The 22,687-nt window shown below is 74.6% G+C and carries 24 protein-coding genes; 17 read left to right on the forward strand and 7 right to left on the reverse strand.

The genetic code is table 11. The features are described 5' to 3' along the window. The first annotated feature begins 110 nt into the window (after window positions 1-110). The 6 genes from ACMXGY_RS20275 (at window position 111) to ACMXGY_RS20300 (ending at window position 6,635) form a co-directional block, all read left to right on the forward strand. Window positions 111-1,700 carry an ATP-dependent DNA ligase gene (locus ACMXGY_RS20275; protein WP_483774775.1) on the forward strand — a complete coding sequence of 530 codons (1,590 nt, stop codon included), beginning with the start codon at window positions 111-113 and terminating at the stop codon, window positions 1,698-1,700. Between the two features lie 382 nt (window positions 1,701-2,082). Next, entirely contained in the window at window positions 2,083-2,850 is a 768-nt protein-coding gene (locus tag ACMXGY_RS20280; protein WP_483774776.1) for an ABC transporter ATP-binding protein, read from the forward strand. After that, window positions 2,847-3,740, forward strand: coding sequence for a hypothetical protein (locus ACMXGY_RS20285; RefSeq protein ID WP_483774777.1), 894 nt, complete (start codon window positions 2,847-2,849; stop codon window positions 3,738-3,740). Before ACMXGY_RS20280 ends, ACMXGY_RS20285 begins: the two co-directional genes overlap by 4 nt. A 6-nt stretch (window positions 3,741-3,746) precedes the next feature. Beyond that, the gene (locus ACMXGY_RS20290; protein ID WP_483774778.1) at window positions 3,747-4,520 is read left to right on the forward strand and encodes a hypothetical protein; all 774 of its coding nucleotides are present in this window, start codon (window positions 3,747-3,749) and stop codon (window positions 4,518-4,520) included. 16 nt (window positions 4,521-4,536) lie between these two features. After that, window positions 4,537-5,943, forward strand: coding sequence for a sensor histidine kinase (locus tag ACMXGY_RS20295; RefSeq protein WP_483774779.1), 1,407 nt, complete (start codon window positions 4,537-4,539; stop codon window positions 5,941-5,943). Next, entirely contained in the window at window positions 5,940-6,635 is a 696-nt protein-coding gene (locus ACMXGY_RS20300) for a response regulator transcription factor (protein WP_483774780.1), read from the forward strand. The genes ACMXGY_RS20295 and ACMXGY_RS20300 overlap by 4 nt, the downstream gene beginning before the upstream one ends. 46 nt (window positions 6,636-6,681) lie before the next feature. On the opposite strand, the gene ACMXGY_RS20305 is transcribed toward ACMXGY_RS20300, so the two are convergent. Beyond that, window positions 6,682-7,224, reverse strand: a complete 543-nt coding sequence (locus ACMXGY_RS20305) for a DapH/DapD/GlmU-related protein (RefSeq protein ID WP_483774781.1) — start codon at window positions 7,222-7,224, stop codon at window positions 6,682-6,684. Between the two features lie 201 nt (window positions 7,225-7,425). On the opposite strand from ACMXGY_RS20305, the gene ACMXGY_RS20310 reads away from it, so the two are divergent. From ACMXGY_RS20310 to ACMXGY_RS20335, 6 genes are all read left to right on the forward strand, one after another. Continuing rightward, window positions 7,426-8,214 carry an MHYT domain-containing protein gene (locus ACMXGY_RS20310; RefSeq protein WP_483774782.1) on the forward strand — a complete coding sequence of 263 codons (789 nt, stop codon included), beginning with the start codon at window positions 7,426-7,428 and terminating at the stop codon, window positions 8,212-8,214. Between the two features lie 154 nt (window positions 8,215-8,368). Beyond that, window positions 8,369-9,022: a fasciclin domain-containing protein gene (locus tag ACMXGY_RS20315; RefSeq protein WP_483774783.1), complete on the forward strand. Its 654-nt coding sequence runs from the start codon at window positions 8,369-8,371 to the stop codon at window positions 9,020-9,022. 144 nt (window positions 9,023-9,166) lie between these two features. Further along, a complete protein-coding gene (locus ACMXGY_RS20320) occupies window positions 9,167-10,051 on the forward strand; it encodes a DUF4397 domain-containing protein (protein WP_483774784.1) in 885 nt (294 codons plus the stop codon). A gap of 236 nt (window positions 10,052-10,287) precedes the next feature. Next, window positions 10,288-10,782 (forward strand): class F sortase, encoded by a 495-nt coding sequence (locus ACMXGY_RS20325; RefSeq protein WP_483774785.1) that lies wholly within the window; start codon window positions 10,288-10,290, stop codon window positions 10,780-10,782. Window positions 10,783-10,886: 104 nt separating this feature from the next. Further along, window positions 10,887-11,474: an RNA polymerase sigma factor gene (locus ACMXGY_RS20330; protein ID WP_483776911.1), complete on the forward strand. Its 588-nt coding sequence runs from the start codon at window positions 10,887-10,889 to the stop codon at window positions 11,472-11,474. Beyond that, entirely contained in the window at window positions 11,458-12,231 is a 774-nt protein-coding gene (locus tag ACMXGY_RS20335; RefSeq protein ID WP_483774786.1) for an anti-sigma factor, read from the forward strand. Before ACMXGY_RS20330 ends, ACMXGY_RS20335 begins: the two co-directional genes overlap by 17 nt. 13 nt (window positions 12,232-12,244) lie before the next feature. Here the strand turns inward: ACMXGY_RS20335 and ACMXGY_RS20340 are convergent, their stop codons facing one another. Next, window positions 12,245-13,168 (reverse strand): RNA polymerase sigma-70 factor, encoded by a 924-nt coding sequence (locus tag ACMXGY_RS20340; protein ID WP_483774787.1) that lies wholly within the window; start codon window positions 13,166-13,168, stop codon window positions 12,245-12,247. An 87-nt stretch (window positions 13,169-13,255) separates the two neighbouring features. Here ACMXGY_RS20340 and ACMXGY_RS20345 point away from each other — a divergent pair, with 87 nt between their 5' ends. Both ACMXGY_RS20345 and ACMXGY_RS20350 read left to right on the forward strand, forming a co-directional pair. Then, entirely contained in the window at window positions 13,256-14,200 is a 945-nt protein-coding gene (locus tag ACMXGY_RS20345; protein WP_483774788.1) for an NAD-dependent epimerase/dehydratase family protein, read from the forward strand. A 111-nt stretch (window positions 14,201-14,311) separates the two neighbouring features. Beyond that, window positions 14,312-14,791: a GyrI-like domain-containing protein gene (locus tag ACMXGY_RS20350; protein ID WP_483774789.1), complete on the forward strand. Its 480-nt coding sequence runs from the start codon at window positions 14,312-14,314 to the stop codon at window positions 14,789-14,791. 78 nt (window positions 14,792-14,869) lie between these two features. Here the strand turns inward: ACMXGY_RS20350 and ACMXGY_RS20355 are convergent, their stop codons facing one another. Continuing rightward, window positions 14,870-17,029, reverse strand: a complete 2,160-nt coding sequence (locus tag ACMXGY_RS20355) for a hypothetical protein (protein ID WP_483774790.1) — start codon at window positions 17,027-17,029, stop codon at window positions 14,870-14,872. Between the two features lie 168 nt (window positions 17,030-17,197). Here ACMXGY_RS20355 and ACMXGY_RS20360 point away from each other — a divergent pair, with 168 nt between their 5' ends. Together ACMXGY_RS20360 and ACMXGY_RS20365 are read left to right on the forward strand one after the other, a co-directional pair. Continuing rightward, window positions 17,198-18,304, forward strand: a complete 1,107-nt coding sequence (locus tag ACMXGY_RS20360) for a sensor histidine kinase (RefSeq protein ID WP_483774791.1) — start codon at window positions 17,198-17,200, stop codon at window positions 18,302-18,304. Continuing rightward, the gene (locus ACMXGY_RS20365; RefSeq protein WP_483774792.1) at window positions 18,301-18,954 is read left to right on the forward strand and encodes a response regulator; all 654 of its coding nucleotides are present in this window, start codon (window positions 18,301-18,303) and stop codon (window positions 18,952-18,954) included. Before ACMXGY_RS20360 ends, ACMXGY_RS20365 begins: the two co-directional genes overlap by 4 nt. A 70-nt stretch (window positions 18,955-19,024) precedes the next feature. Here ACMXGY_RS20365 and ACMXGY_RS20370 read toward each other — a convergent pair whose 3' ends face one another. Beyond that, on the reverse strand, window positions 19,025-19,690 hold the full coding sequence (locus ACMXGY_RS20370) for a flavin reductase family protein (RefSeq protein ID WP_483774793.1): 666 nt from the start codon (window positions 19,688-19,690) through the stop codon (window positions 19,025-19,027). Between the two features lie 293 nt (window positions 19,691-19,983). Here ACMXGY_RS20370 and ACMXGY_RS20375 point away from each other — a divergent pair, with 293 nt between their 5' ends. Further along, window positions 19,984-20,589: a flavodoxin family protein gene (locus ACMXGY_RS20375; protein WP_483774794.1), complete on the forward strand. Its 606-nt coding sequence runs from the start codon at window positions 19,984-19,986 to the stop codon at window positions 20,587-20,589. Window positions 20,590-20,611: 22 nt separating this feature from the next. Here the strand turns inward: ACMXGY_RS20375 and ACMXGY_RS20380 are convergent, their stop codons facing one another. From ACMXGY_RS20380 to ACMXGY_RS20390, 3 genes are read right to left on the reverse strand one after another with little or no spacing between them, the layout of a single operon-like run. Then, a complete protein-coding gene (locus tag ACMXGY_RS20380; RefSeq protein WP_483774795.1) occupies window positions 20,612-21,769 on the reverse strand; it encodes a PrsW family glutamic-type intramembrane protease in 1,158 nt (385 codons plus the stop codon). Window positions 21,770-21,829: 60 nt separating this feature from the next. Further along, the gene (locus tag ACMXGY_RS20385; protein ID WP_483774796.1) at window positions 21,830-22,153 is read right to left on the reverse strand and encodes an ArsR/SmtB family transcription factor; all 324 of its coding nucleotides are present in this window, start codon (window positions 22,151-22,153) and stop codon (window positions 21,830-21,832) included. Next, window positions 22,150-22,635, reverse strand: coding sequence for an SRPBCC domain-containing protein (locus ACMXGY_RS20390; RefSeq protein WP_483774797.1), 486 nt, complete (start codon window positions 22,633-22,635; stop codon window positions 22,150-22,152). The genes ACMXGY_RS20385 and ACMXGY_RS20390 overlap by 4 nt, the downstream gene beginning before the upstream one ends. Window positions 22,636-22,687: the final 52 nt, after the last annotated feature.

The raw sequence follows: 22,687 nt of genomic DNA on the forward strand, positions 1-22,687 counted from the left end.
ATCGTGGCGCCGGCACCGAGGTCGTGCGAGCGGGGACCTGGCACCCGTTCGTGCCGAGCCCCAGGTGGGTTCGGCGCGCGACGCGTGGGTGGGCGGCGTGAGGATGGAGCATGCTCCTCGCCGAGGTCGCCGCCACGTCCGACGCCGTCGCCGCCACGCGCTCCCGGCTCGCCAAGCGCGCGGCCATCGCGGACCTGCTGCGCCGCGTCGCCGACGAGACACGCGAGCGCGAGGTGCCCGGTGAGGTCGAGATCGCCGTCGCGTACCTCGCGGGCGAGCTGCGCCAGCGCCGCACGGGTCTTGGCTGGCGCTCCTTGCGGGACCTGCCTGCGCCGGCCGAGGAGCCGAGCCTCACGCTCACGGCCGTGGACGCGGCGTTCGCGCGCATGGCGGGCCTGTCGGGACCCGGGTCGGCGACGGCGCGACAGGCCGAGGCGGCCGCCCTCTTCGGTGCCGCGACGGCCCGGGAGCAGTCGCTCCTCGCGGGCCTCGTCTCGGGCGAGCTGCGGCAGGGCGCGCTGGACTCGGTGGTCGTCGACGCCGTGGCCGAGGCGACCGGTGCCCCAGCGGACGCGGTGCGACGCGCTGTCATGCTCGCGGGTGCGACGGGGCCCGTCGCCCGGGCCGCGCTCGCGGCGGAGAGCCCGGACGCTGCCGAGAACGCCCTCGCCGGGTTCGCGCTCACCGTGGGCCGCCCCGTGCGCCCGATGCTCGCGCAGTCGGCACCCGACGTCGCCGCCGCGTTCGAGAAGCTCGGCGCCGCGCCGTCCCCGGTGGCCGTGGACGTCAAGCTCGACGGCATCCGGATCCAGGTGCACCGCGACGGCGACGACGTGAGGGTCTTCACGCGCTCGCTCGACGACATCACGGAGCGCGTCCCGGAGATCGTCGCCGCGGTGCGCGCACTGCCCGCCCGGGCGCTCGTCCTCGACGGCGAGGCGCTCGTCGTCGGGCCCGACGGCGTCCCGCGCCCCTTCCAGGAGACCGCCGCCCGGTCCGCGACCCAGGGTGAGCGCAGCGCCGCCGAGGAGGCCGAGCTCGCGGCGTCTCTCGAGCTCTCGCCGTTCTTCTTCGACGCCCTGCACGTCGACGGGCGCGACCTGCTCGACGAACCGCTGCGCGAGCGGCTCGCCGCGCTCGACGCCGTGCTCGCCGGCGCTGGCCTGCTGGCCGTGCGGCGACTCGTCACGGACGACCCCGAGGCGGCCGGCGCGTTCTTCGACAGCGCGGTCGCCGAGGGCCAGGAGGGCGTCGTCGTGAAGTCGCTCGACACGCCCTACGCCGCGGGCCGCCGCGGCGCCGGCTGGATCAAGGTCAAACCGCGCCACACGCTCGACCTCGTGGTGCTCGCCGTCGAGCAGGGATCCGGCCGACGCCAGGGGTGGCTCTCGAACATCTGGCTCGGTGCACGCGACCCCGACGGCGGCTTCGTCATGCTCGGCAAGACGTTCAAGGGCATGACCGACGAGATGCTCGAGTGGCAGACCCGCCGGTTCCGCGAGCTGCAGACCTCCGACGACGGGTACGTCGTGCACGTGCTTCCCGAGCAGGTCGTCGAGATCGCGTTCGACGGGCTGCAGCGCTCCACGCGCTACCCCGGCGGGCTCGCACTCCGGTTCGCGCGCGTCCTGCGCTACCGCGACGACAAGACCGCCGCCGAGGCCGACACGATCGACATGGTGCGGGCGCTCGCGCGGTGACCGACCCGAGCTCCTGAACCAACGTCTCGACCGACTGCTCTTGCCGACCCTGCGGTCCCGTCACCCCGCGCTCGCCCCTGAACCGGCTCCGGAACCACGCGCGCCGCCCGCTCATGCCTGCACCGTCTCGACGATCGCCATCGCGCGCCTCGTCTCTCGGTGGACTGCGGACGGCGGCCATCCTGCAGCACGCCGTCGTCGTGCGGTCGTGCACGTCGTCGGGGACGAACCGGTCCACCTCCGGACGGGCGCCCTCCTCCTCGAGGAGGAGGTCCGCGAGCGCTGGATCTCGGCCGCGGGCAGGTGCTGGCGCCCCGCTCGCCGTTCGTAGCGTCGACGGCGGACGAGCCGAACGGCGTCGTCCGCGACGACGGGAGGACGCATGATCGAGGTGGAGGCGCTGACGAAGCGCTATGGGACGACGACGGCGGTCGACGGGCTGACCTTCTCGGCGCCCGCCGGGACGGTGACGGGCTTCCTGGGCCCGAACGGTGCCGGTAAGTCGACGACGATGCGGATGATCGTGGGGCTCGAGCGCCCGACGTCGGGCACCGCCACGGTCGACGGCCGGCGCTACGCCGACCTGCCCGCGCCGCTGCACGCGGTCGGCACCATGCTCGACGCGCGGTCGGTGCACCCGGGGCGCACCGCGTTCCGTCACCTCCTGGCGCAGGCCCGGACGCACGGCATCTCCCGGTCCCGCGTGGACGAGGTGATCGGGATGACGGGCCTCGAGACCGTGGCCGGCCGCCGCGCCGGGACGTTCTCGCTCGGGATGGGGCAGCGCCTCGGCATCGCGGGCGCGCTGCTCGGCGACCCGGGCACGCTCATCCTCGACGAGCCGGTCAACGGGCTCGACCCCGACGGCGTCCTCTGGGTCCGCCGTCTCGTGCGCGACCTTGCGGCCGAGGGGCGGACGGTCTTCCTCTCCTCCCACCTCATGCACGAGCTCGCGCTGAGCGCGGACCGCGTCGTCGTCATCGGCCAAGGCCGGCTCCTCGCGGACGCGACGGTGCAGGAGATCGTCGACGGCACCGAGGGCGGGTCGCTCGAGGACGCGTACCTCCAGCTCACCGCCGGGGCCGTCCGGTACCGGGGCCGCGGTGCCGACGCTGCATCGGACCGCTCCCCGGCCGGAGGTGCGCGATGAGCACGCCCGCCGTCGTCTCCTCGCCCGCCGGCCTCACCACCCGCACCGGTGGTCGCGGCGCACGGCGCGGTCCCACGTTCGCGCGCGTCCTCGCCGCGGAGTGGACCAAGCTCACGAGCCTGCGGTCCACCTACGCCGTCGCGGCCGTCACGGTCGCCGTGACCGGGGTGCTCACGTACGTCTCCGCCAACGCGTCCTCCGTCGACCCAGGGTTCGACCCGCTCGACTCGCTCACCGCCGGGCTGCTGCTGGCCCAGGTCGGACCGCTCGTCCTCGGTGTCCTCGTCGGGACCGGCGAGTTCAGCACGGGCACGGCACGCACGACCTTCACCGCCGTCCCGCGGCGTCTGCCCGTGCTCGCCGCGCAGACCGTCGTCACGGGGGCGTTCGCGTTCCTCGTCGCGCTGCTGTCCGTGGGCGCGGCGGTGCTCGGCATCCTGCCGGCGGCCGGTTCGCGGGCGATCCGTGTCGACCTGGCCGACGGCGGCACGCCGCAGGTCCTCGCCGGTACGACCTTGTTCCTGGTGGGCACGGCGCTGCTCGGCCTGGCGCTCGGGGCGCTGCTGCGCCGCGCGGTCCCCGCGATGGTCGCGGCCGTCGTCCTGGTGCTGGTCCTGCCCGTCGTGCTCGTGCTCGCCGCCGACGCCGGGACGGACCCGCTCGCCGCGTCCGCGTCCACTGCCGTGCCGACCTCGCAGGCCGTCGTGAACACCGTGACGACGTTCCTTCCCACCGGAGCCGGTTCACTGCTCATGGCGGCGCCCGGCAGCAGCGGCGTCGAGGGCGCCCCGGACCTCGGCCGATGGGGTGGCGGGCTCGTCCTCGCGGGGTGGGTCCTGCTCCCGCTGGCGGGCGCCGCCGTCCGCCTCCGTACCCGTGACGTGGGCTGACCGGTGGTGACCACCGGACGGGTGCTCGCAGCCGAGTGGACCAAGCTCACCGGCCTGCGCTCCACCCTGTGGATCGCCCTGGGAACCGTCCTCGCCGCGGCCGCCGTCGCCTACGGGCTGGGACTCTTCGCCCGGCCCGGCGACGGGCGTTCCGGAGCGTCGCTCGTCGTGGCCGGTTCCGTGCTCGCCCAGCTGGGGTCCCTCGTCCTCGGGGTGCTGGTGGGCACGGGCGAGTACAGCACGGGCACGTCCCGGGCCACGTTCACCGCCGTCCCCCGGCGCCTTCCGGTGCTCGTGGGGCAGGCGCTGCTCACGACCGGCTTCGCGCTCGGTATCGGGGTGGTCGCGCTCGGGGCATCGGTCCTGGTGACGGCGGGACAGCGGGCAGCCCTCGGGCTCTCCGTCGATGTCACGGACCCCGGCACGACGCGCGTGCTGGTCGGGTTCGTGATCTACCAGACCGGCGTCGCGCTGCTCGGGCTCGGGCTCGGGGCGCTCGTGCGGCACGCGACGGCGGCGCTCGTCAGCGGGGTCGTGCTGCTCGTCGTCGTCGACCAGCTCCTCGCGACCAACCCGGGGCGGCTCGCAGACACCGTCCGCACCTTCCTTCCCGGCTCGGCGACGCGCCTGCTGCAGGACGACTCCCGGCTCGCGGTGCTCGACGCCTCGAGCCTGGGCCCGCACCTCGACCCGTGGGCGTCCGGTCTCGTGCTCGGGCTGTGGGCGCTCGGCCTCCTCGTGGGCGCCGGCTACCGGCTGCGCCGTCACGACGTCACGTGATGGGAGAGTGGGCGCCATGGCCACGGCGCTGACAGAGACCCAGGTGCAGCGCCAGGGGCCGCTCGGGCGCGCGGCGGCGGCGCACCCCTGGCTCGCCGACGTGTCCCTCGCGGCGGCGGTGCTCCTGCTCGGGCTCGTCACCGCGGTCCTCGCCCTGGCGACGGTCGAGGGGACCCAAGGCCTGGGGATGTTCGCGCCCGACTCGGTCGTGCTCTGGGCGGTCCCGGTGGTGTGGCTCGCGGGGGCCGTCGTCGGTGCGGCGCTCCTGCTCGCCCGGCGCTCGCGGCCCCTGGTCGTCACGGCGGCGCTCACCGTCCTGGCGGTGACCTCCCTCGCGACGGCGGGCGTGCTCGGCGTGCTCGGCGTGTGCCTCGCGTGCGCGCTCTACGCCGTGGCCGCCGCCCGCCCGGCCCGCACCACGTGGCTCACGTGCGCGGCCGTGTTCGGCATCGTCACCCTCGCGTCGTGGTGGTGGCAGGACATCGGACTCGCCGAGATCCTCCTCTGGAGCGACCCGATCGTCGCGCCCGACGGCGACCCCGCCCGCCGGCTCGACGAGCCGCCCTTCTCAGCGGGACGCCGGTCGGCGTCGGTGTCCCTCCTGCTCGCGCTCCTCCTGCTCGGCGTGGCGACCGGCTCCGCGGCCCGCGCCCGGCGCCTGCACGCCCAGGAGATCGTGGCACGCTACGAGGCGCTGGCCCGCGAGCGCGACCAGAGCGCCGCGCTCGCCCGCGCTGCGGAGCGCGCGCGGATCGCCCGCGAGATGCACGACGTCGTCGCGCACAGCGTGTCGGTCATGGTGGCCCTCTCCGACGGCGCGGGCGCCGCGCTCGACCGCGCCCCAGACCGCTCGCGCGAGGCGCTGCACGAGCTCTCCCGGACCGGCCGGGAGGCGCTGTCGGACATGCAGCGCGTCCTCACCGCCCTCGACCCCGGGGAGGACGCCGTCGGGAGCGACGACGACGCCCGTACCGACAGACGGCCCGAACCGACGGAGACGGACCTGACCGCCGTCGTCGAGCGCTTCCGCACCGCGGGCGTGCCCGTCACCGGGACCGGCCTCGACACTCCGCTGCCGCCGGACACCTCGCTGCGCCTCGCAGTCGTGCGCGTGGTGACCGAGGGACTGACCAACGCCCTGCGGCACGCGCCCGGCACGGCGTGGGCCGAGGTCGTCGTGCGGCGGGGTCCGTCGGCGGTCGAGGTGGAGGTCCTCGACGCGGGCGGCACCCGCCCGGGTACCGGCGGGGGCAGCGGTCGCGGCATCCTCGGCATGCGCGAGCGCGCCGCTCTGCTCGGCGGCCGCGTGGACGCCGGGCCGCGGCCTGGCGGAGGGTGGCGCGTGCACGTCGTCCTGCCGTGGGGCGACGACGACCGGGACGAGGGTGACGGCGTGATCGGTGGAGAGGGAGGCCGCGCATGACGACGGTGCTGCTCGTGGACGACCAGGCACTCCTGCGCATGGGGTTCCGCCTGGTCATCGAGACGGAGGCCGACCTGGAGGTGGTGGGTGAGGCCTCGGACGGACGGGTCGCGCTCGAGCAGGTCGCGGCCCTGGCCCCCGACGTCGTGCTCATGGACGTCCGGATGCCCGGAATGGACGGCATCGAGGCGACCCGGCGCGTCGTCGCGGAGCATCCCTCGACACGCGTGCTCGTGCTGACCACGTTCGACGTCGACGAGTACGCGTTCGCCGCGCTCCGGGCGGGCGCGAGCGGGTTCCTGCTCAAGAACGCCCGCCCCGACGAGCTCGTCGACGCGATCCGCACGGTCGCGTCGGGGAGCTCCGTCGTCGCACCCCGCGTCGTGCGGCGCATGCTCGACCTCTTCGCCCCGCACCTGCCCACCGCTCCCGACGCCGCGGCACCGGACGGTCTCGACCCGCGCCTGCGCTCGCTGACCCCGCGCGAGCTCGACGTGCTGCGGTCGGTGGCCGAGGGGCTGTCGAACGCCGAGATCGCCGAGCGCCTCGTGCTCTCCCCGACCACGGTCAAGACCCACGTCGGCAACGTCCTGGCCAAGCTCGCCGTGCGCGACCGGGTGCAGGCCGTGATCGTCGCCTACGAGACCGGCCTCGTCGCGCGCGGCGACGACCCGTCCCGCGCACGGCGCTGAGCAGACCGAGTCGGTGGCCGAGCGGCGTCCCGCTCATGGCGGGAGGTCACCACGTGCGCCGCACCGCGGCCTTGGCGCCGGTGACGAGGCTGCGCGCCGGGACGTCGTCGGCCACGACGGCCCCGGCCGCGACCACGGCGTCCCGACCGATGCTCACGCCCGGCAGGATCGTCGCGCCCGCGCCGATCCAGACGTTCTCCGCCACGTCGATGGGCCCGCCCGTGAGCCACACCTTGCGGTCGTCGGTGTCGACGGGGTGCCCGACGGTGATGAACGTGACCTTCGGCGCGACCATGACGCGCTCGGCGAGGCGGATGCCGGCGTAGTCGAGGAACGTGCAGCCCTGGTTGACGAACACCCGCTCGCCGAGCTCCAGGTTGAGACCGTGGTCGGTGTAGAACGGCGGGTAGACCGTGACGCGAGGGGGCAGCGGCCGACCGAGGATCTGCTCGAACAGCGCGGCCTTGCCCGCCTCGTCCTCGAACGGCAGGACGTTGAGGCGCGAGGTCAGCTCCGTCGCGCGCAGCACCCGCTCCGACATGGCTTGGAACTCAGGGCTGTGGATGCGCATCAGGAGGTCGCCGGGCATCCCCCGATCATTCCCCGCCCGGGTCGTCGCGTGCGAGCCCGTCCGACTCGCTGGCCGAGCACGCCCCCCGGCTGCCGGGTGCTCGGCCTCCCCTCCGGGCTGCACCGCCCGCGCCGGCGGTCGCGTCCTCTCCGGATGCGCTGACGAGTGCCCCGGGCTACCGTAACGCGTCCTGTTCTGGTGCTTTTGAGGCGGTATGCAATGCTCGAGGTTCATCACTTCACCTACGGGGCCCTCACCCCGGTCATCTCCTACGTGGCTGCGGCCTCGGGGTCGGCGTGCGGCCTCTCCGCCGTCTCCCGGGCCCGTGTCGACGCGCCGTGGCAGGTGCGGTCCGGCTGGCTGTGGCTCGGAGCCGCCGCGATCGGCGGGACCGGCATCTGGGTGATGCACTTCGTCGCGATGCTCGGCTTCACGGTGACCGGCATGCCGATCCACTACGACGTCCCCCTCACGATCACGTCGGCCGTCGTGGCGGTCGTCGTCGTCTCGGTCGGCCTGCACCTCGTGATGATGCTCAACTACAGCCTCGCCCGTCTGATCGCCGGAGGCGTCGTCGCGGGGCTCGGTGTCGCAGCCATGCACTACATGGGCATGGCGGCCATGCGGATGCACGGCACCATGCACTACAGCGCCGTCTCGGTCGTCCTGGCCGTGCTGATCGCCGTCGTCGCGGCGACCGCCGCGCTCTGGCTCTGCGTGCACTCGCGCGGTGCACTCTCCCTGACGGTCGCCGCGCTGGTCATGGGAGTCGCCGTCGCGGGCATGCACTACACCGGGATGTCCGGCGTCGCGGTGACCGGCGAGATGGGCGCACCCAGCTCCGGCGTGCCGATGCTCGACCTGCTCGGCCCCCTCCTCATCGGAGGAACCGGCTCCGTCCTCCTGCTGGTGTTCATCGTCGTCGGTTCCCGTTCCGAGAGCGAGCGGCGTCGGCACGCCGACTTCCAGGCGCGCCGGGTCGCCGAGCGCGTACCAGCCGGCCGCTAGCGCTCGCGGGCAGCCACGGCTCGTCCGCGCGGGGAGTCGGCCCGCGGATCGTGCATCCGTCCGTGCCTTCGGAGCGGAAGGGGGTACGGACGCCGCACCCGGCGCCCGGCGGCGGACCCGTCCGCCGTCCTGTGCACCACGAAGGGACTCGACGATGAACCTCCGACGCACGCTCACCGCGATGGGAGCCACGGCGCTCGCGCTCGCCGCGACCGCTCTGGCAGCACCGGCCTCCGCGACCCCGACACCCGTGGCAGCACCCGGGACGCAGAGCCTCGCCGCGGTGCTCGCGGCCGACGGCGACACGTTCGACCGGAACTGGTACGACTTCGACCTGGTCGACCAGGCGGTCGCCGCCGTCCTCGCCGCCAAGCCCGGCAGCCCGGTGGCGGTGCTCGCCGACGGCACCGTCCCGCTCACCGCGTTCCTGCCGAACGACCGGGCCTTCCAGCTCCTTGCGCTCGACCTCACCCACCGCTGGCAGCCGACCGAGGAGCGCGTCCTCACCTCGCTCGCGGAGACCGTGGGGATCGACGCGATCGAGCAGGTCCTCCTCTACCACGTGATCCCCGGGGCGACCATCGACGCGCGGACGGCGCTCCGCTCCGACGACGCCGTGCTCACGACCGCGCAGGGCGCGACCTTCCGGGTCGACGTGCTGAGCAAGAAGCTCGGCCTGGTCCGCCTCGTCGACCAGGACCGCAACGACCTCGACCCGTTCCTGAACGCGAGCAAGCTCGACCTCAACAAGGGCAACGCGCAGATCGCGCACGGGATCACCGCCGTGCTGCGCCCCTCGAACCTCTGACGACCCGCCCCACGGAGCCCGGTCCCTGCGCGGGGCCGGGCTCCGTCGCGCCGGGGTGCATCCGGATCGCCCCCCACGGGGGAAGAGGGGGTGTCAACAGATCGAGCGTCCGGCTCCGGCCGGGCCGAGACACCGGAGGACACCATGCACCGCACCGCACGACGCAGCGCAGCGCTCGCGGGCGCCGCCACCCTCGTCGCTCTGGGGGCGTTCGCGCTCCCCGCGCACGCCGCCACCGCCGACGGGGCGTCCCTTTCCGTCCTGCACGGCGTGCCGGACACCCCGGTCGACGTGTGGGTGAACGACGAGCTCACGCTCGACGACTTCCAGCCGGGCGACCTCGCCGGTCCGCTCGACCTGCCCGCCGGGTCGTACAGCGTCGCGATCACCGCCCCGGACGCGACGGACACGAGCGCCCCCGTCATCGGCCCCGTCGACCTGCCGCTGGAGGCAGGCGGGAGCTACACGGCCGTCGCCCACCTGGACGCGGCCGGCCAGCCGACCGCGACGCTCTTCACCAACTCCACCGAGCCCACCGCGGCCGGTCAGGGGCGGCTCACCGTCCGGCACGTCGCGGCGGCACCCGCGGTCGACGTGCTCGCGGGCGGGACGGCCGTCGTCTCCGGGCTCGAGAACCCGAAGGAGGCCGTGCTCGACCTGCCGGCCGGCACGGTGTCCGCCTCGATCGCCGCGGCGGGCACGACCGAGCCGGTGCTCGGCCCGGCCGACGTCACTGTCGCCGAGGGCGTGAACACGATCGCGTACGCGTGGGGCAGCCTCGAGGCGGGCAACCTCGCCCTCGCCACGCAGACGGTCGAAGGTCTCCACTCGTCGCCTTCCGGCGTGCCGGCCGGGGTCTCGGGCCTGGCCGCCGAGTCGCCGAGCAGCACCTTCACGGGCGTGGCGATCACGTTCGGCGCGTGCCTCGTCGGCCTGCTCCTCGTCGCGGCGTCCGTCATGCTCACGCGGGCGTGGCGGGAGCACGCCCGCGAGGTGGCGCACGCCGGACGCGGCGACCGCACGGCATGAGGCGCACCTCCTCCCCCGGCCGCGCGTCACGCCCGCGGGGCGCGCGGCCGGGCCTCACGACCCTCCTGGGGGCGGTGCTCGTCACCGCAGCGGCCGTCGGCGGGTGTTCCCCGGCACCCGCCGACGGGTCCGCGGGGCCGCAGGGCCCGACGCCGGACCCCCCGCCCGCCTCGGCCACCCACCGGGGCGAGGCGGGGGCCGCAGGAGGGCCCGACACCACGGGGCCGACAGGCACCGTGGCGGACGTCCCCGTCCGACCGGCGCAGGACGTCCCGGCCCCCGCGCCGCCCGCGCCCACGCGCGTCGTGGTCGCGGACGTGGGGATCGACCTGCCGGTCGAGCCGACCGGCGTCGACGCCGAGGGCCGCATGGCGCTCCCCGGCAGCGGAGACGTCGCCGCGTGGTACCGGTTCGGCCCCGCACCCGCGAGCGCCGCGGGGGCGACGCTCGTCGCGGCGCACGTGGACGACCCGACCGGCGTCGGGCCGTTCGCGCGGCTCGCCGACGTCACGGCGGGCACGGGGATCGACGTGGTCGACGCCGCGGGCACCTCGTACACCTACACAGTGACCGAAGTCCGGAGCGTCGCGAAGCCCGAGGTGCCGCTCGACGAGCTCTTCGACCGGGACGGCGAGCGCCGCCTCGTGCTCGTGACGTGCGGCGGACGGTGGGACGGCGAGCGGCGTTCGTACTCGGACAACGTCGTCGTGACCGCGGCACCTGCGCGGTGACCACCGCACCGGGCGAGCACGACCCGGCGGGGGCGCCTACGATCGCAGCTACCCCGCTCGCCGCTGCCGCCAGGGCGGTCGGCGCCTACCCCCGAGGACGCACCCTGAACGCCACCGACACCGGGACGCCCGACCCGGACCTGTGGCGCCTCGGTCGCGACTTCGCCGACGGCGACGAGCAGGCGCTCGCCGAGGCGTACCGGCGGTGGTCCGCGCTCGTGCACACGATCGCGCTGCGCTCGCTCGGCGCACGGGCGGACGCGGAGGACGTGACCCAGCAGGTCTTCGTCGCGGCCTGGCGCGGTCGGTCCCGGTTCGACCCCGACCGGGCCCGCCTGCCCGCGTGGCTCATCGGGATCACGCGGCACACGGTCGCCGACGCCCACGAGGCCCGGGCACGGGTCCGGCGGTCGGAGCACGCCGCGGCGGCGTCCGCTCCGAACCCCGCACGGACGGGGGACGCTGATGCCGACGTCGGGCGGGTGGCGGACCGGGTGCTCCTCACCGACGAGCTGCGACGGCTCGGCGACCCGGGGCGGACGATCCTCGAGCTCGCGTTCTTCCGCGACCTCACCCACGTGCAGATCGCGGAGGAGCTCGACCTCCCGCTCGGTACGGTCAAGTCCCACGTACGACGGAGCCTGATCCGGCTGCGCGACCGGTTGGAGGTGGACGGTGCAGCACATCGATGACGAGACCCTTGCGCTCCTCGCGCTCGGCGAGGACGTGCTCGACGACGACGCGCGCGCACACCTCTCGTCGTGCGCCGTGTGCGCCGGGACCGTCGCCGACCTCGGCCGCGTGGCGGAGGTGTTCGACGGCGTGGACGAGGCCGACGCCCTCGTGCCACCGTCGCCCGGGGTGTGGGCGCGGGTCCACACGGACCTCGGGCTCACGCAGGTCCCGGCCGTGCTCGACGCCAGGCCCGCCCCGGCACCGGCGGGGGACGCCGCCGAGGACCGGTCGGCCGTCGTGGTGCCGCTCGCGCCCCGCCGTCGGCGACGGTGGGTGGCGCCCGCCGCCGCGGCGTGCGCGCTGGCCGTGGGCGCGGCCGGCGGCGTGCTCTGGGAGCGCCGCGAGGCGGAGCCGTCGGTCCCCCCGGTCCCGACGGAGACGACGGTGGCCACCGCGACGCTCGAGGCCCTGCCGGAGTGGGAGGGCGCGAGCGGGGAGGCCCGCGTGGAGGAGCGCCCCGACGGCCGGCGGCAGGTCGTCGTGACGGTGGACGCGCCCGTGCCCGAGGGCACGTACCGCGAGGTCTGGCTCCTCGCGGAGGACCTCAGCGGGCTCGTGAGCCTGGGCGTGCTCGAGAGCACGGAGGGCACGTTCGACCTCCCGGACGGGCTCGACCTCGCGCAGTTCCCCGTGGTGGACGTGTCGGAGGAGCACTTCGACGGCGACCCCACGCACTCCGGCGACTCGGTGGTGCGCGGACCTCTGGGCGTGTAGCCGGCGCTCTGCTTCAGGCGTCGTGCCGCAGCAGCGCGGTCAGGTCGCCGACCGGCCCGGCGTGCCGGAGCTTGTCGGGGTTGAGCTGGTTGTGCAGAGCCACGACGTGCCCGTCGGCGACGTCGACGGTCATGACGCACAGCAGCTCCCCGCCCGCGGTCCGGACGGTCATCGCCGGCTGCCCGTTGGCCTCGCCGAGGTCGATCACCACGTCGAGCCGCTCGCCCTGGCGCACCAGTCCCAGCAGGAACCGCGCGACGGGCACCACTCCGACCAGCGGTCTCCGGATCGCCGGGGCGCGGCCGCCACCGTCGCCGGTGAACACGATGTCGTCGGCGAGCAGCCGCTCGAGACCGGCGACGTCGCCCGCCGCGACCGCGGCGACGAACCGGGCGGCGGTCCTCTCCCGGTCCGCCCGGCTGGCGCTGGACCGGGGCCGGCGGTCGTCGACGTGCTTCCTCGCGCGCGCGAAGATCTGCCGGCAGTTCGCCTCGCTCTTGCCGACGACGGCCGCGATCGCCGGGTAGTCGTAGCCGAGCGCCTCGCGCAGCACGAAGACGGCGCGCTCGACGGGGCCGAGCGACTCCAGGAGCACCAGGAACGCCGTCGACACCGTCTCGTCCATCACGACGCGGTGCGCCGGGTCGGAGGACGCCGCGTCGGCCGAGGCGACGAGCGGCTCGGGCAGCCACGGACCGACGTACTGCTCGCGCCGGACCCGGGCGGAGCGCAGCGTGTCGATCGCGAGCCGTGTCGTGACCGTCGTCGCGTAGGCCTCGGGGTTGTCGACGGCCAGGCCGTCCTGCTCGGCTCGGTGCATCCGCAGGAAGGCCTCCTGGACCACGTCCTCAGCCTCCGCCACGCTGCCCAGCATCCGGTAGGCGATGGAGAACATGAGCGGTCGGAGGTCGTCGTGGAGCTCCGCGAGGGCGGTCACGTCCCGATCCAACCACGACGCCGCGGGCCGTGGGTGTCACGGAGAGGACGCCCGTCTCGTCGGAGGGGACGACGAAGGGAGAACGACATGCGAGTCCTCATCGCCGGCGCCACGGGTGCGCTGGGAACACACCTGGTCCGCCGCCTGATCGACGCCGGGCACGAGGTGACCGGGACGACCAGGAACCCGGAGGGGGTCGAACGGCTGGCCGCACGAGGTGCGACGGGCGTCGTCATGGACGCCCTCGACCCCGCCGACGTGCGGCGCACGGTCCAGGACGCCCGACCGGACGTCGTCGTACACCAGCTGACGGCGCTCGCGGCGATGACGGGCAACCCGAAGAGGTTCGACCTCGAGTTCGCCACGACGAACCGCCTGCGGACGGAGGGCACCGACCACCTGCTCGCCGCCGCGAAGGCGGCCGGGGTCCGTCGGTTCGTCGCGCAGAGCTACACGACCTGGCCCAACGAGCGCACCGGAGGGTGGGTCAAGACCGAGGACGACCCGCTCGTCGAGGACCCGGGCCGGGAGGCGCGGGAGTCGCTGCGCGCGATCCGCCACCTCGAGCGGGCCGTGACGCATACCCCGGGCATCGACGGGGTCGTGCTGCGGTACGGGAACTTCTACGGGCCGGGCAACGCGGCGTCCCGCACCGGCTCGATGGGCGAGATGGTCCGCCGCGGTCGGTTCCCGCTGGTCGGCGGCGGGACGGGGGTGTGGTCCTTCGTGCACATCGAGGACGCGGCGGCGGCGACCGCCGCCGCCGTCGAGCGCGGCGCGCCGGGCATCTACAACGTCGTCGACGACGACCCTGCCCCGGTGGCCGAGTGGCTGCCGTACCTGGCCGAGCAGCTCGGTGGCCGGCGGCCGCTGCGACTGCCGGTGTGGCTGGCTCGGCCGATGCTGGGCGAGCTCGGGACGGCCCTCATGACCACGGTGCGCGGGTCCTCGAACGCGAAGGCCCGGCGCGAACTCGGCTGGACGCCGCGGTACGGGAGCTGGCGCGAGGGCTTCCGCACCGGCCTCGGCTGAACCGTGCCCCCTCGGCGGACGCGACCGATGAGTCGCGCGTTCGTGCGCGGTCACCTACGACCACGGCGGCGACTGCCCGCCGCCGGCGCCACCGACCGAGGGGACGACATCGTGACCGCAGCCGTGACCTACCGACCGATCGAGCCCGTGACCGTCTACGCCCTGAGCGCCACGGCGCCCGGGATGGGGCCGGACCACGTCGGCCCGGTCGTCGGCCCGCTCGTCGAGCGACTCGACGACGCTCTCGCCCGCGCCGGACGACCCGCCGGCGAGCCGGGGATCTTCTGGTACGAGCCCGTCGCCGGCACCGACCAGCTCGCGGTGCACGTCTCGTACCCGGCCGAGCCGGAGCCGCGGCCCGGCGACGGTTACGACGTCGTCGGCCTGCCGGCGGTCCCCGTCGCCGCGACGCTCCTCCACCACGGCGACATGTCCGGCATCGGCGACTCCTGGTCGGCGCTCCTGGACCGGCTCGCCGCGGACGGCTACCGCGTCGCCGGCCCGACGCGCGAGGTCTACCTCGTCGCCGACGGCCACGAGCCCGGCCCGGGCTGGGTCACCGAGCTGCAGATCCCGGTCGAGCGCGCCTGACGGCGCACGACGACGCCCGGTCCCGCACCATGAGGTGCGGGACCGGGTCGTCGAGGGCGCGTGCCCGCGTGCTCGGCGTCAGCGCGCGGCCGCGCTCCGGCGGCGACGCGAGGCCAGGACGAGACCGGTGCCGGCGAGGCTGATGAACGCCCCCGCGGCGAGGAGGCTCGCGTCCGTGCCCGTGGTGGCGAGCGCGTCCCGCTGTGCCACGGCCTGTTCGACCTGGGCGACCGGCCGAGCGTCGGTCAGGCCGAGGTTCGTCGGGTCTGACGAGTCGGCCACCGTCACGACGGCGCCGTTCCCGTCGACGTACGCGGCGTCAGCCGGCGTCGCGGGGTCGGTCGGCTCGGCCGGGTCGGCCGGGTCGGCCGGGTCTGTCGGGTCGGCCGGGTCTGTCGGGTCCGTCGGGTCCGTCGGGTCCGTCGGGTCCGTCGGGTCGACCGGGTCCGTCGGGTCGACCGGGTCGACCGGGGCCTCGGGCTCGTCGGCGAGGGTGACGCCGATCCAGTCCCAGGCGGTCGACGGGCTGTCGAGCTCGCCGAGGCCGATGAACCAGTGCTGGAACGTGGCGGGGAGCCATGCGCCGGTCTCCGGGTCGGTGGTGCCTTCGCCGTGGTTGTTGTGGTCCCACCCGGTGTAGAAGTGCGGGCTCCCCTGCTGGGTGCCCTGCGCGGAGCCCCAGAGCTGGAACTGCGGCAGGTCCGCGACGCTCATCCCGGCAGGCACCCGGACGAAGACCTTCTGGCCCGGCGTCACGCTGTCGACGACGCGGCCCTGGGCGTCCACGAGGACGACTCCCGCGGGCATCGGCGCCCCGTCCGCCGTGCGGAGCTCGACGTGGACGTCGCCCGTGCCGCCGACCAGCGACGCGGTGAAGCCGTAGTCCGTCGAGCCGTCGGCCCGGCGCACGTAGCCGTCGGAGACGAACCCCGGCTGCGGCATGACGGCGTTCGTGGTCAGCGCCTCCTCGATGAGCCAGGCGGCCGTCTGCAGCGTGGCCATCCGGTCGCTGTTGTAGGCGGTGGCCCAGTTGCGGGTGTGGTCGTAGCCGTCCCAGTTGCCGTCCTCCGGGTACGGCAGGGCCTCGAACTGCTCCAGCGCCTTCTGCGAGAGCGTGACGTGGTTGTCCGCGTCCACGTCGAAGAGCAGGCCCATGACGTCGTGACCGGTGGAGAAGTACCACACGGCGAACTGCGTCGCCTCGTAGGCGGTGTAGTCGAGCGAACGCTGCAGGTACTGGTCCTCCCACATCTGCCGGACCTCGTCCTCGGTGTAGCTGCCGTTGGTGATGCTCTCCTGGTACCAACCCAGATACGTCTCCCACGTCGTCGGCGGCGTCACCGTCACGCCGGCGCGGTCGAACAGGCGCTGCGCGTCGGCGGCGCGCGCCGTCATGTCGTTGCCGCCCTGGTATCCGTTGACGAGGATCGTCTGCTGCGCCGACGTGTTCTCCCAGTGGATGCCGTCGGGGTCGGGAGCGACCGACTCGTCGCCGGACCAGGCGTGGTACCAGTACCCGGCGATGTCGCGGTCGTAGACCATGTGGACCGTACCGTCGTCGTCCACGAGCGTGTGGTGCAGGATGTGGAGCTGCGGCGTGCCGCCCCAGCCGGACCAGTCCTTGCCCGACCCGCCCTCGGCAGGCTCCATGAAGTACCAGTAGTCGCAGTCGAAGCCGTCCTGACCGCCGTCGTGCCAGTGCGGCTCGTACGCGGCGTCGGGGTACGCCGCCTGCGTCGCGCCGAGCAGCGCGGACGCGGCGGTCGCGGCGAGCGTCGCCGCCGGCTCCGTGGCGGCCGCTGCTGCGGCGTCTTCCGCCGCCTCGGCGGCCTCGGTCACCTCGAGGTCGGTCGTGGCGTCCGGGACCGGCTCCTCCGCGGGCTCGGCGATCGGCTCGGCGATCGGCTCGGCGATCGGCTCGGCGACCGGCTCGGTAGTGGGCTGCTGGGCCTGCGGTGCAGGCTCGGCGGCGGGCTCCTCCGGAGCAGGAGCGACGACCGGGTCGACCGGCGCGGGTGCCTCGGCGGTCGCCTCGGCGGCCGGAGCGGACTCGGACGGCTCGGCCGGCGCCGTCTGCTCGGCGGGGGCGGCCTCCTCCGCGGGAGCCTCGACCGGGGTCGCGGTCTCGGGGCTCGGCTGGGGGGCTGCGTCACCTTCGCTCGCGAACGCGGCGAGCGGTGCGCCGATGACGAGGGCGGCGGAGACGGCGGTCGTGGTGGCGGTGCGAAGAACCTTCATGGTGGAGCTCCTCTGTCTTCCTGGTGGGTGTTTCCCGATGACTCCACGTTCCCCCGCGCAGGGGTGCCCCCGGCACGCCCGTTCGGAGGCGACCACTACCTCCGAAAGTCGAGTCCGCGCGCGTGGCGGTCCGTCACGGCGCAGCGGGTCCCTGGCTAGCCTGAGCGCGTGGAGGTCCACGTCTCGCGGGCCGACGTCCTCGTCGCGGTGTCCAGCGCGGCAGCGGGGACGTTCCTCGTCGTGCTGCGCGAGACGTCTGGGATCGGCTGGGCACCGCTGTGGGCGGAGATCGGCGTCCAGCTGGCGACGGCGGCCCTGCTGCTCGTCCGACGGCGGTCCCCGCTCGCCGTCCTCACGGCGTGCGTCGCACTGTCCTTCGTCTCGCCCGCGGTCGCCACCATGGCGGCCCTGTACACAGTGGGGGCGGAGATCCCCTCCACCCGGACGAGCGGTACGGCGGTGGTCGGCGTCGTGGCCGCGGCGTGGCCCGCGTGGCGCGTGACGGCGGAACGCTCAGGGCCGACCACCCTGTGGGTCGCCACGCTCGTGATCGTGTTCGCGTACGTCGCCGGTCGCGCCGAGCTCTCGCGCGCCGAGGCGGACCGCCGGGCCGCCGAGCAGGCCGAGGCGGCGGCGCGGGCGGGCGAGCGCGCACGACTCGCCCGCGAGCTGCACGACGTCGTCTCGCACCGGGTGAGCTACGCCGTCGTCGAGGCGGAGGTGCTCGCGACGACGACGCGGGACGAGGAGGTCCGGCGCGTGGCAGACGAGATCGGCACGAGCGGGCGCGCCGCGCTCGCGGAGATGCGCGAGGTCCTCACGGCGCTCGCGGCGGAGGCGCCGCCGTCGGGCATCGGCAGGGCCGCAACCTCCGGGGCGGCCGATGCCACGGCGCCCGCGGACGTCGACGGGTTCGTCGACGAGGCGCGACGTGCCGGACAACCCGTCGAGGTCCGGGTCGCGGTACGGCCGTCGTCCCCGCCCGACCTCGTGGACCGGACGGTCGCGCGCGTCGTCGGAGAAGGCCTCACCAACGCCGTGCGGCACGCCCCGGGTGCCTCGACCAGGGTGGCCGTGGTGCCCGCGGACGGCGGGGTCCGGGTCACGGTAGAGAATGCCCGGCCCACCGCGCCGGACACCGGGCTCACGACGGGCGGCTTCGGGCTGACCGGGCTGCGCGAGCGCGTGGAGCTCCTGGGCGGCACGCTGGAGGCCGGGCCGACGCCGGGTGGCGGCTACCGGCTCCGGGCGACGCTGCCGAGGAGGCCCTCATGATCCGTGTGGTCGTCGTGGACGACGAGGCGCTGCTGCGTGCCGGGATCGTCCGCCTGATCGACACCGCCCCCGACCTGGAGGTGGTCGGCGAGGGCGGCGACGGCGCACGCGCGGTCGAGCTCGTCCGCGAGCATGCCCCGGACGCGGCCCTCCTCGACATGCAGATGCCCGTGATGGACGGCCTCGACGCGCTCGTGACGATCCGTCGTGAGCACCCCGAGACTGCGGTGATCGTCCTGACGAGCTTCCTCACGGACGAGTACGTGCTGCCCGCGCTGCGCGCCGGCGCGGCGGGCTACCTGCTCAAGGACTCGACGCCCGAGGAGCTGCACCACGGCATCCGCGCGGCCGTCGCGGGCGACGCGATCCTCTCCCCCGCCGTGGCGCGGCACCTGCTCGCCGCCGCGGGCGGGGACTCGTCCGCCCGACGTGCCGAGGCGACGCGGCGGCTCGACACGCTCGCACCCCAGGAGCGCGAGGTCGTCGGCGCGCTCGCGGACGGACTCTCCAACGCGGACATCGCGCGCCGGCTCTACCTCGCGGAGTCGACCGTCAAGGCCTACCTGGCGCACGCCATGACCAAGCTCGGCACGACCAACCGCACACAGACGGCGATCCTCGCCCACGAGGCGGGCCACGGCGCCTACTGAGCCGAGCGCCTCCGGGTCGGGGACGTGACGGTCCGCTCGTCCTGTCGCCCGTCGAGCGCGACGGGGCTCCTCAGCGGTACCAGTCCTCGTCGATCGTCGCGAGACGCGAGGGGTGCGCCTCGGAGCCGAGTCCGTAGAACCGTTGGAAGCTCATCATGAGCGGACGCCACCGGTCGGGGTCGATGCGGTGCTCCGTCCCGGGCACGCGGACGTCCTCGTGCACGTGCACGCGCGTCACGCGGACCTCGAACGCGACGAGCGACCCGGCGCGCGCGGCGTCGTCGCGCCCGAGCGGGTGCGCGTGCACGAGCGTCGCCTCGACGGCGACCGGGCACTCGGCGGCGCGCGGCGGCGCCACCGTGTCCGAGGGCACGGGCGTGAGGCCCGCGCGCGCGAACTTGTCCGGCTCGTACCGGTAGCCGACCGCGGCCTTCCGCTCCGAGACCGGGTTCCTCCCGGTCGTGAGCGCGAGCCGGTCGACGGCGTCGACCTCGGACACCGACGGCAGGTTCACCACGACCTCGCGCGTGGCGAGAAGGTTGAGCGCCGTCTGCGACCGGGCACCCAGACCGAGCACCGCGGTGCGGCCGAGCCAGAAGACGGACGACATCGGCGCGAGGTTCGCGTGACCGTCGGCGTCCACGGTGCTGAGCAGCGCGACGGGCGTGCCGAAGTACAGGATCCCGGGGTCGACGACGACGTGCGGTGGTGCGGAGCGGGTCGAGGTGGTGGTCATGGGTCCAGCGTCGCCACGGAGGGCAACGGGGTCTGGCGGTGATCGGACGCGGCACCAGCGGGCCGTGCCCCGAGCACGGGTGCCGAGGGCTTCCAGTGCGAGGACGCCGCCTTCCGTGACGGTTCCGCTCGGCGAGCGATGCACTTCGGGCCGAGGGATGCACGCAGAGGTGCATCGCTCGAACGCAGGTGCATCACTCGGCACCGCCGGACGGCGTCCCCCGCCGTGCGAGCACGACGGCGCCCGGTGAGGGTGGCAGGGACGGCGGAGCCACGCGCAACGGGAGGAAGACGATGAAGGCGCTGTTCGTGAGCTGCACGCTCAAGAAGTCCCCGGAGCCGTCCAACACCGAGGCGCTCGGCCGGGTGGTGGCCGAGGCGCTGCAGAGCCGCGGTGTGGAGGTCGAGCACGTGCGCCTGGTCGACCTCCACGTCCCGCCGGGCGTCGTGACCGACGTGGGCGACGGCGACGAGTGGCCGGGCGTGCACGAGCGGCTCCTCGACGCGCAGATCCTCGTGGTGCTCACCCCGACCTGGCTCGGGCGACCGTCGTCGATGGCGCAGCGCATGCTCGAGCGCATGGACGCGATGATCTCCGAGGAGGGCCCCGACGGCGCCCCGGTCGTCTACAACCGGGTCGCGGGCGTCGTCGTGACGGGCAACGAGGACGGCGCGCACCACGTCATCTCGGAGATCAACGGGGCGCTCGCCGACATCGGGTACACGATCCCCGGCCAGGGCTGGACGTACTGGAACCAGGGCCCCGGACCGGGCCCGGACTACGTGCAGACCGGCCACGGGCACGAGTGGGCGCGGGACACCGGGCGACTCATGGCCCACAACCTGCACGCCGTCGCGAGCGCGCTCGAGGCGAACCCGGTCGGCGCACCCGGCTCCTGAGGTCGCGCCCCGGCAGGGTGCCTCATGCCTGCCGCCGCGTCAGGTCCCCGTCCTCCTCCGCCGGCCCCGGCTCGGCCGACGGCGCGGGTGCGTCCTCCCGGACGCTCGGGAGGTGCTTCGGCAGCCAGCCGCGCGACACCTTCCCGACGAGCTGCGGCGGGGTGGACTTGCGGCTCCAGGCCTTGAACGTCAGATACATGACGGCCAGGAGGACCCAGCGCAGGACGACGAAGAGGCTGCTCAGGGCGGGGGCGTCGCACGTCGACGTCAGGGAGCTGTCGTTGAGCGAGTGGACGACCATCACCAGGAGCAGGCCGCCGACGGCGCCCCACGTGCCGCGTGCTCCACGCAGGTGCCACAGCCGCCAGGCGATGGCCACCGCGATGCCCGTCCACAGCCAGTGCAGGGGCGAGACGGTGAGGATGCGGAACACCTGCGCCTGCACGACGGACTCCGGTGCGACCACTGCCGCGGTCCCCGTGCCGCAGAAGTCCGGCACCGCGGACAAGGCCGTCTGGTAGGCGTACTGCGTCGTCTCGGTGATCGCGAACCCGAAGCCCGACGCGAGCCCGATCGCCACGCCCGCGCGCGGGTCGCGGTAGCGGGCAAGCAGGAAGAGCACGACCGGCACGAGGAACTTCGTGCCCTCCTCGACGACGCCGACCAGCGCCGTCGCCGTGCTGATGCCGGCCGAGTCGATGACCCAGGTGTTGACGTTCGCCGCGATGAGCAGGACCGCGCCGGAGGTCGCGACCACGACGGCGACGACCTGCGGCAGCCCGATCACGTCGTCGAGCGCGAGCTGCTGGGCGACGAACCGGTAGAAGGCCCAGCACACGAGCGTCATGCCGACGAGGCTCGTCGCGCCGATGACGTGGACCTCGCCGGACGACTCGTACAGGGTCGCGCCGACGACCAGGACGACGACGGCCGCCACGAGGATCCACACCCACCGCCCCCAGAACCGGCCGCGGAAGCGGTGCCCGCGGTCGGCCGCGGGCCCACCGTCGGCGACCCGGTCCGTCCACGTCCGGCTGTCCCAGAGGCGACGGCGCTCGTCGCCCGAGGCGGGGTCAGGGTGCCAGCCGGACGCGGGCGAGCCCGCGCCTCGAGGGGCGAGGACGTATGCGGCGGCGAGGCCCGCCGCGAGCAGGGCGGCGCCCAGGATCGTGAGGATCATGGGCACACGGTGCCAGCGAACAGCCCCCGCCGCGCGCGCTGGCCACGCGCGCCCCTCGAGCTACGACGACTCGGCGATGCGCTTGATCGCGGCCAGCCTGCGGTCCCACGCGGCGCCGAGGGACTCGAGCGCGCGTGCGGTCTCGCTCAGCCGGGACCCGACGGCGCGGTAGCGCACCTCGCGACCGACGCGCACCGCCTCGACGAGATCGACGTCCGCGAGCACCGCGAGGTGCTTGGCGATCGCCTGCCGGCTCACGGGCAGGATGTCCGCGAGCGCCGACGCCGAGAGGTCCGCACGGCCGAGCTCCTGGAGGATCCGCCATCGCGTGTCGTCGGCGAGGGCCGAGAACACGGGAGCGAGCTCCGTCGAGGGACTGCTCACGCGTGCCCTCCCTCGGTCGCGAGCGCTCCCTCGAGGAGCGCGACGAGCTCGTCGAGCTCGCTCGTCCACCCCTGCTGGTGGCTCTCGAGCATCCCGGCCGTGTCCTCGACGAGGTCGAACCCGGTCTCGACGACGCGCAGGACCGTCGTGCTGCCCTCGGCGGCCAGCGTGAAGCGCGCGACCGTGGAGTTCGTGTCGCCCATCGGCTCGCCGACCGGCGTCCCCCAGCGGAAGGCGAACACCGTCGTCGGGTCGTACTCCTCGATCCGGACCTGGACGTCGGGTGCGCCGTCGAAGCTGAAGATCCCCTCTCCGCCCACGCGCAGGTCGGGCAGGACGGTCCGCTGCCCGAACCATCCGCTGATGAGGTCTTCCTCGGTCAGCGCCGCCCAGACGCGTGCGGGCGGGGCGTCGATGGTCACGGTCCGCGACACCGAGAACGTCTCGTTGTCGACGACGGCCGGCTCGTTGAGGGTGGTCATGGTCGTTCCTCTCCGTAGGGTGGTGCGCCCGTGGAACAGGTGCAACTTCAGG

This window comes from Cellulosimicrobium sp. G4 BAM 1002, assembly GCF_057126935.1.

Excerpts from the sequence above, each read along its gene's own strand:
- ACMXGY_RS20275 (WP_483774775.1), top strand. The coding sequence starts at position 111 with ATGCTCCTCGCCGAGGTCGCCGCCACGTCCGACGCCGTCGCCGCCACG.
- ACMXGY_RS20280 (WP_483774776.1), top strand. The coding sequence starts at position 2,083 with ATGATCGAGGTGGAGGCGCTGACGAAGCGCTATGGGACGACGACGGCG.
- ACMXGY_RS20285 (WP_483774777.1), top strand. The coding sequence starts at position 2,847 with ATGAGCACGCCCGCCGTCGTCTCCTCGCCCGCCGGCCTCACCACCCGC.
- ACMXGY_RS20295 (WP_483774779.1), top strand. The coding sequence starts at position 4,537 with ATGGCCACGGCGCTGACAGAGACCCAGGTGCAGCGCCAGGGGCCGCTC.
- ACMXGY_RS20300 (WP_483774780.1), top strand. The coding sequence starts at position 5,940 with ATGACGACGGTGCTGCTCGTGGACGACCAGGCACTCCTGCGCATGGGG.
- ACMXGY_RS20305 (WP_483774781.1), bottom strand. The coding sequence starts at position 7,224 with ATGCCCGGCGACCTCCTGATGCGCATCCACAGCCCTGAGTTCCAAGCC.
- ACMXGY_RS20310 (WP_483774782.1), top strand. The coding sequence starts at position 7,426 with ATGCTCGAGGTTCATCACTTCACCTACGGGGCCCTCACCCCGGTCATC.
- ACMXGY_RS20315 (WP_483774783.1), top strand. The coding sequence starts at position 8,369 with ATGAACCTCCGACGCACGCTCACCGCGATGGGAGCCACGGCGCTCGCG.
- ACMXGY_RS20320 (WP_483774784.1), top strand. The coding sequence starts at position 9,167 with ATGCACCGCACCGCACGACGCAGCGCAGCGCTCGCGGGCGCCGCCACC.
- ACMXGY_RS20345 (WP_483774788.1), top strand. The coding sequence starts at position 13,256 with ATGCGAGTCCTCATCGCCGGCGCCACGGGTGCGCTGGGAACACACCTG.
- ACMXGY_RS20355 (WP_483774790.1), bottom strand. The coding sequence starts at position 17,029 with ATGAAGGTTCTTCGCACCGCCACCACGACCGCCGTCTCCGCCGCCCTC.
- ACMXGY_RS20365 (WP_483774792.1), top strand. The coding sequence starts at position 18,301 with ATGATCCGTGTGGTCGTCGTGGACGACGAGGCGCTGCTGCGTGCCGGG.
- ACMXGY_RS20370 (WP_483774793.1), bottom strand. The coding sequence starts at position 19,690 with ATGACCACCACCTCGACCCGCTCCGCACCACCGCACGTCGTCGTCGAC.
- ACMXGY_RS20375 (WP_483774794.1), top strand. The coding sequence starts at position 19,984 with ATGAAGGCGCTGTTCGTGAGCTGCACGCTCAAGAAGTCCCCGGAGCCG.
- ACMXGY_RS20380 (WP_483774795.1), bottom strand. The coding sequence starts at position 21,769 with ATGATCCTCACGATCCTGGGCGCCGCCCTGCTCGCGGCGGGCCTCGCC.
- ACMXGY_RS20390 (WP_483774797.1), bottom strand. The coding sequence starts at position 22,635 with ATGACCACCCTCAACGAGCCGGCCGTCGTCGACAACGAGACGTTCTCG.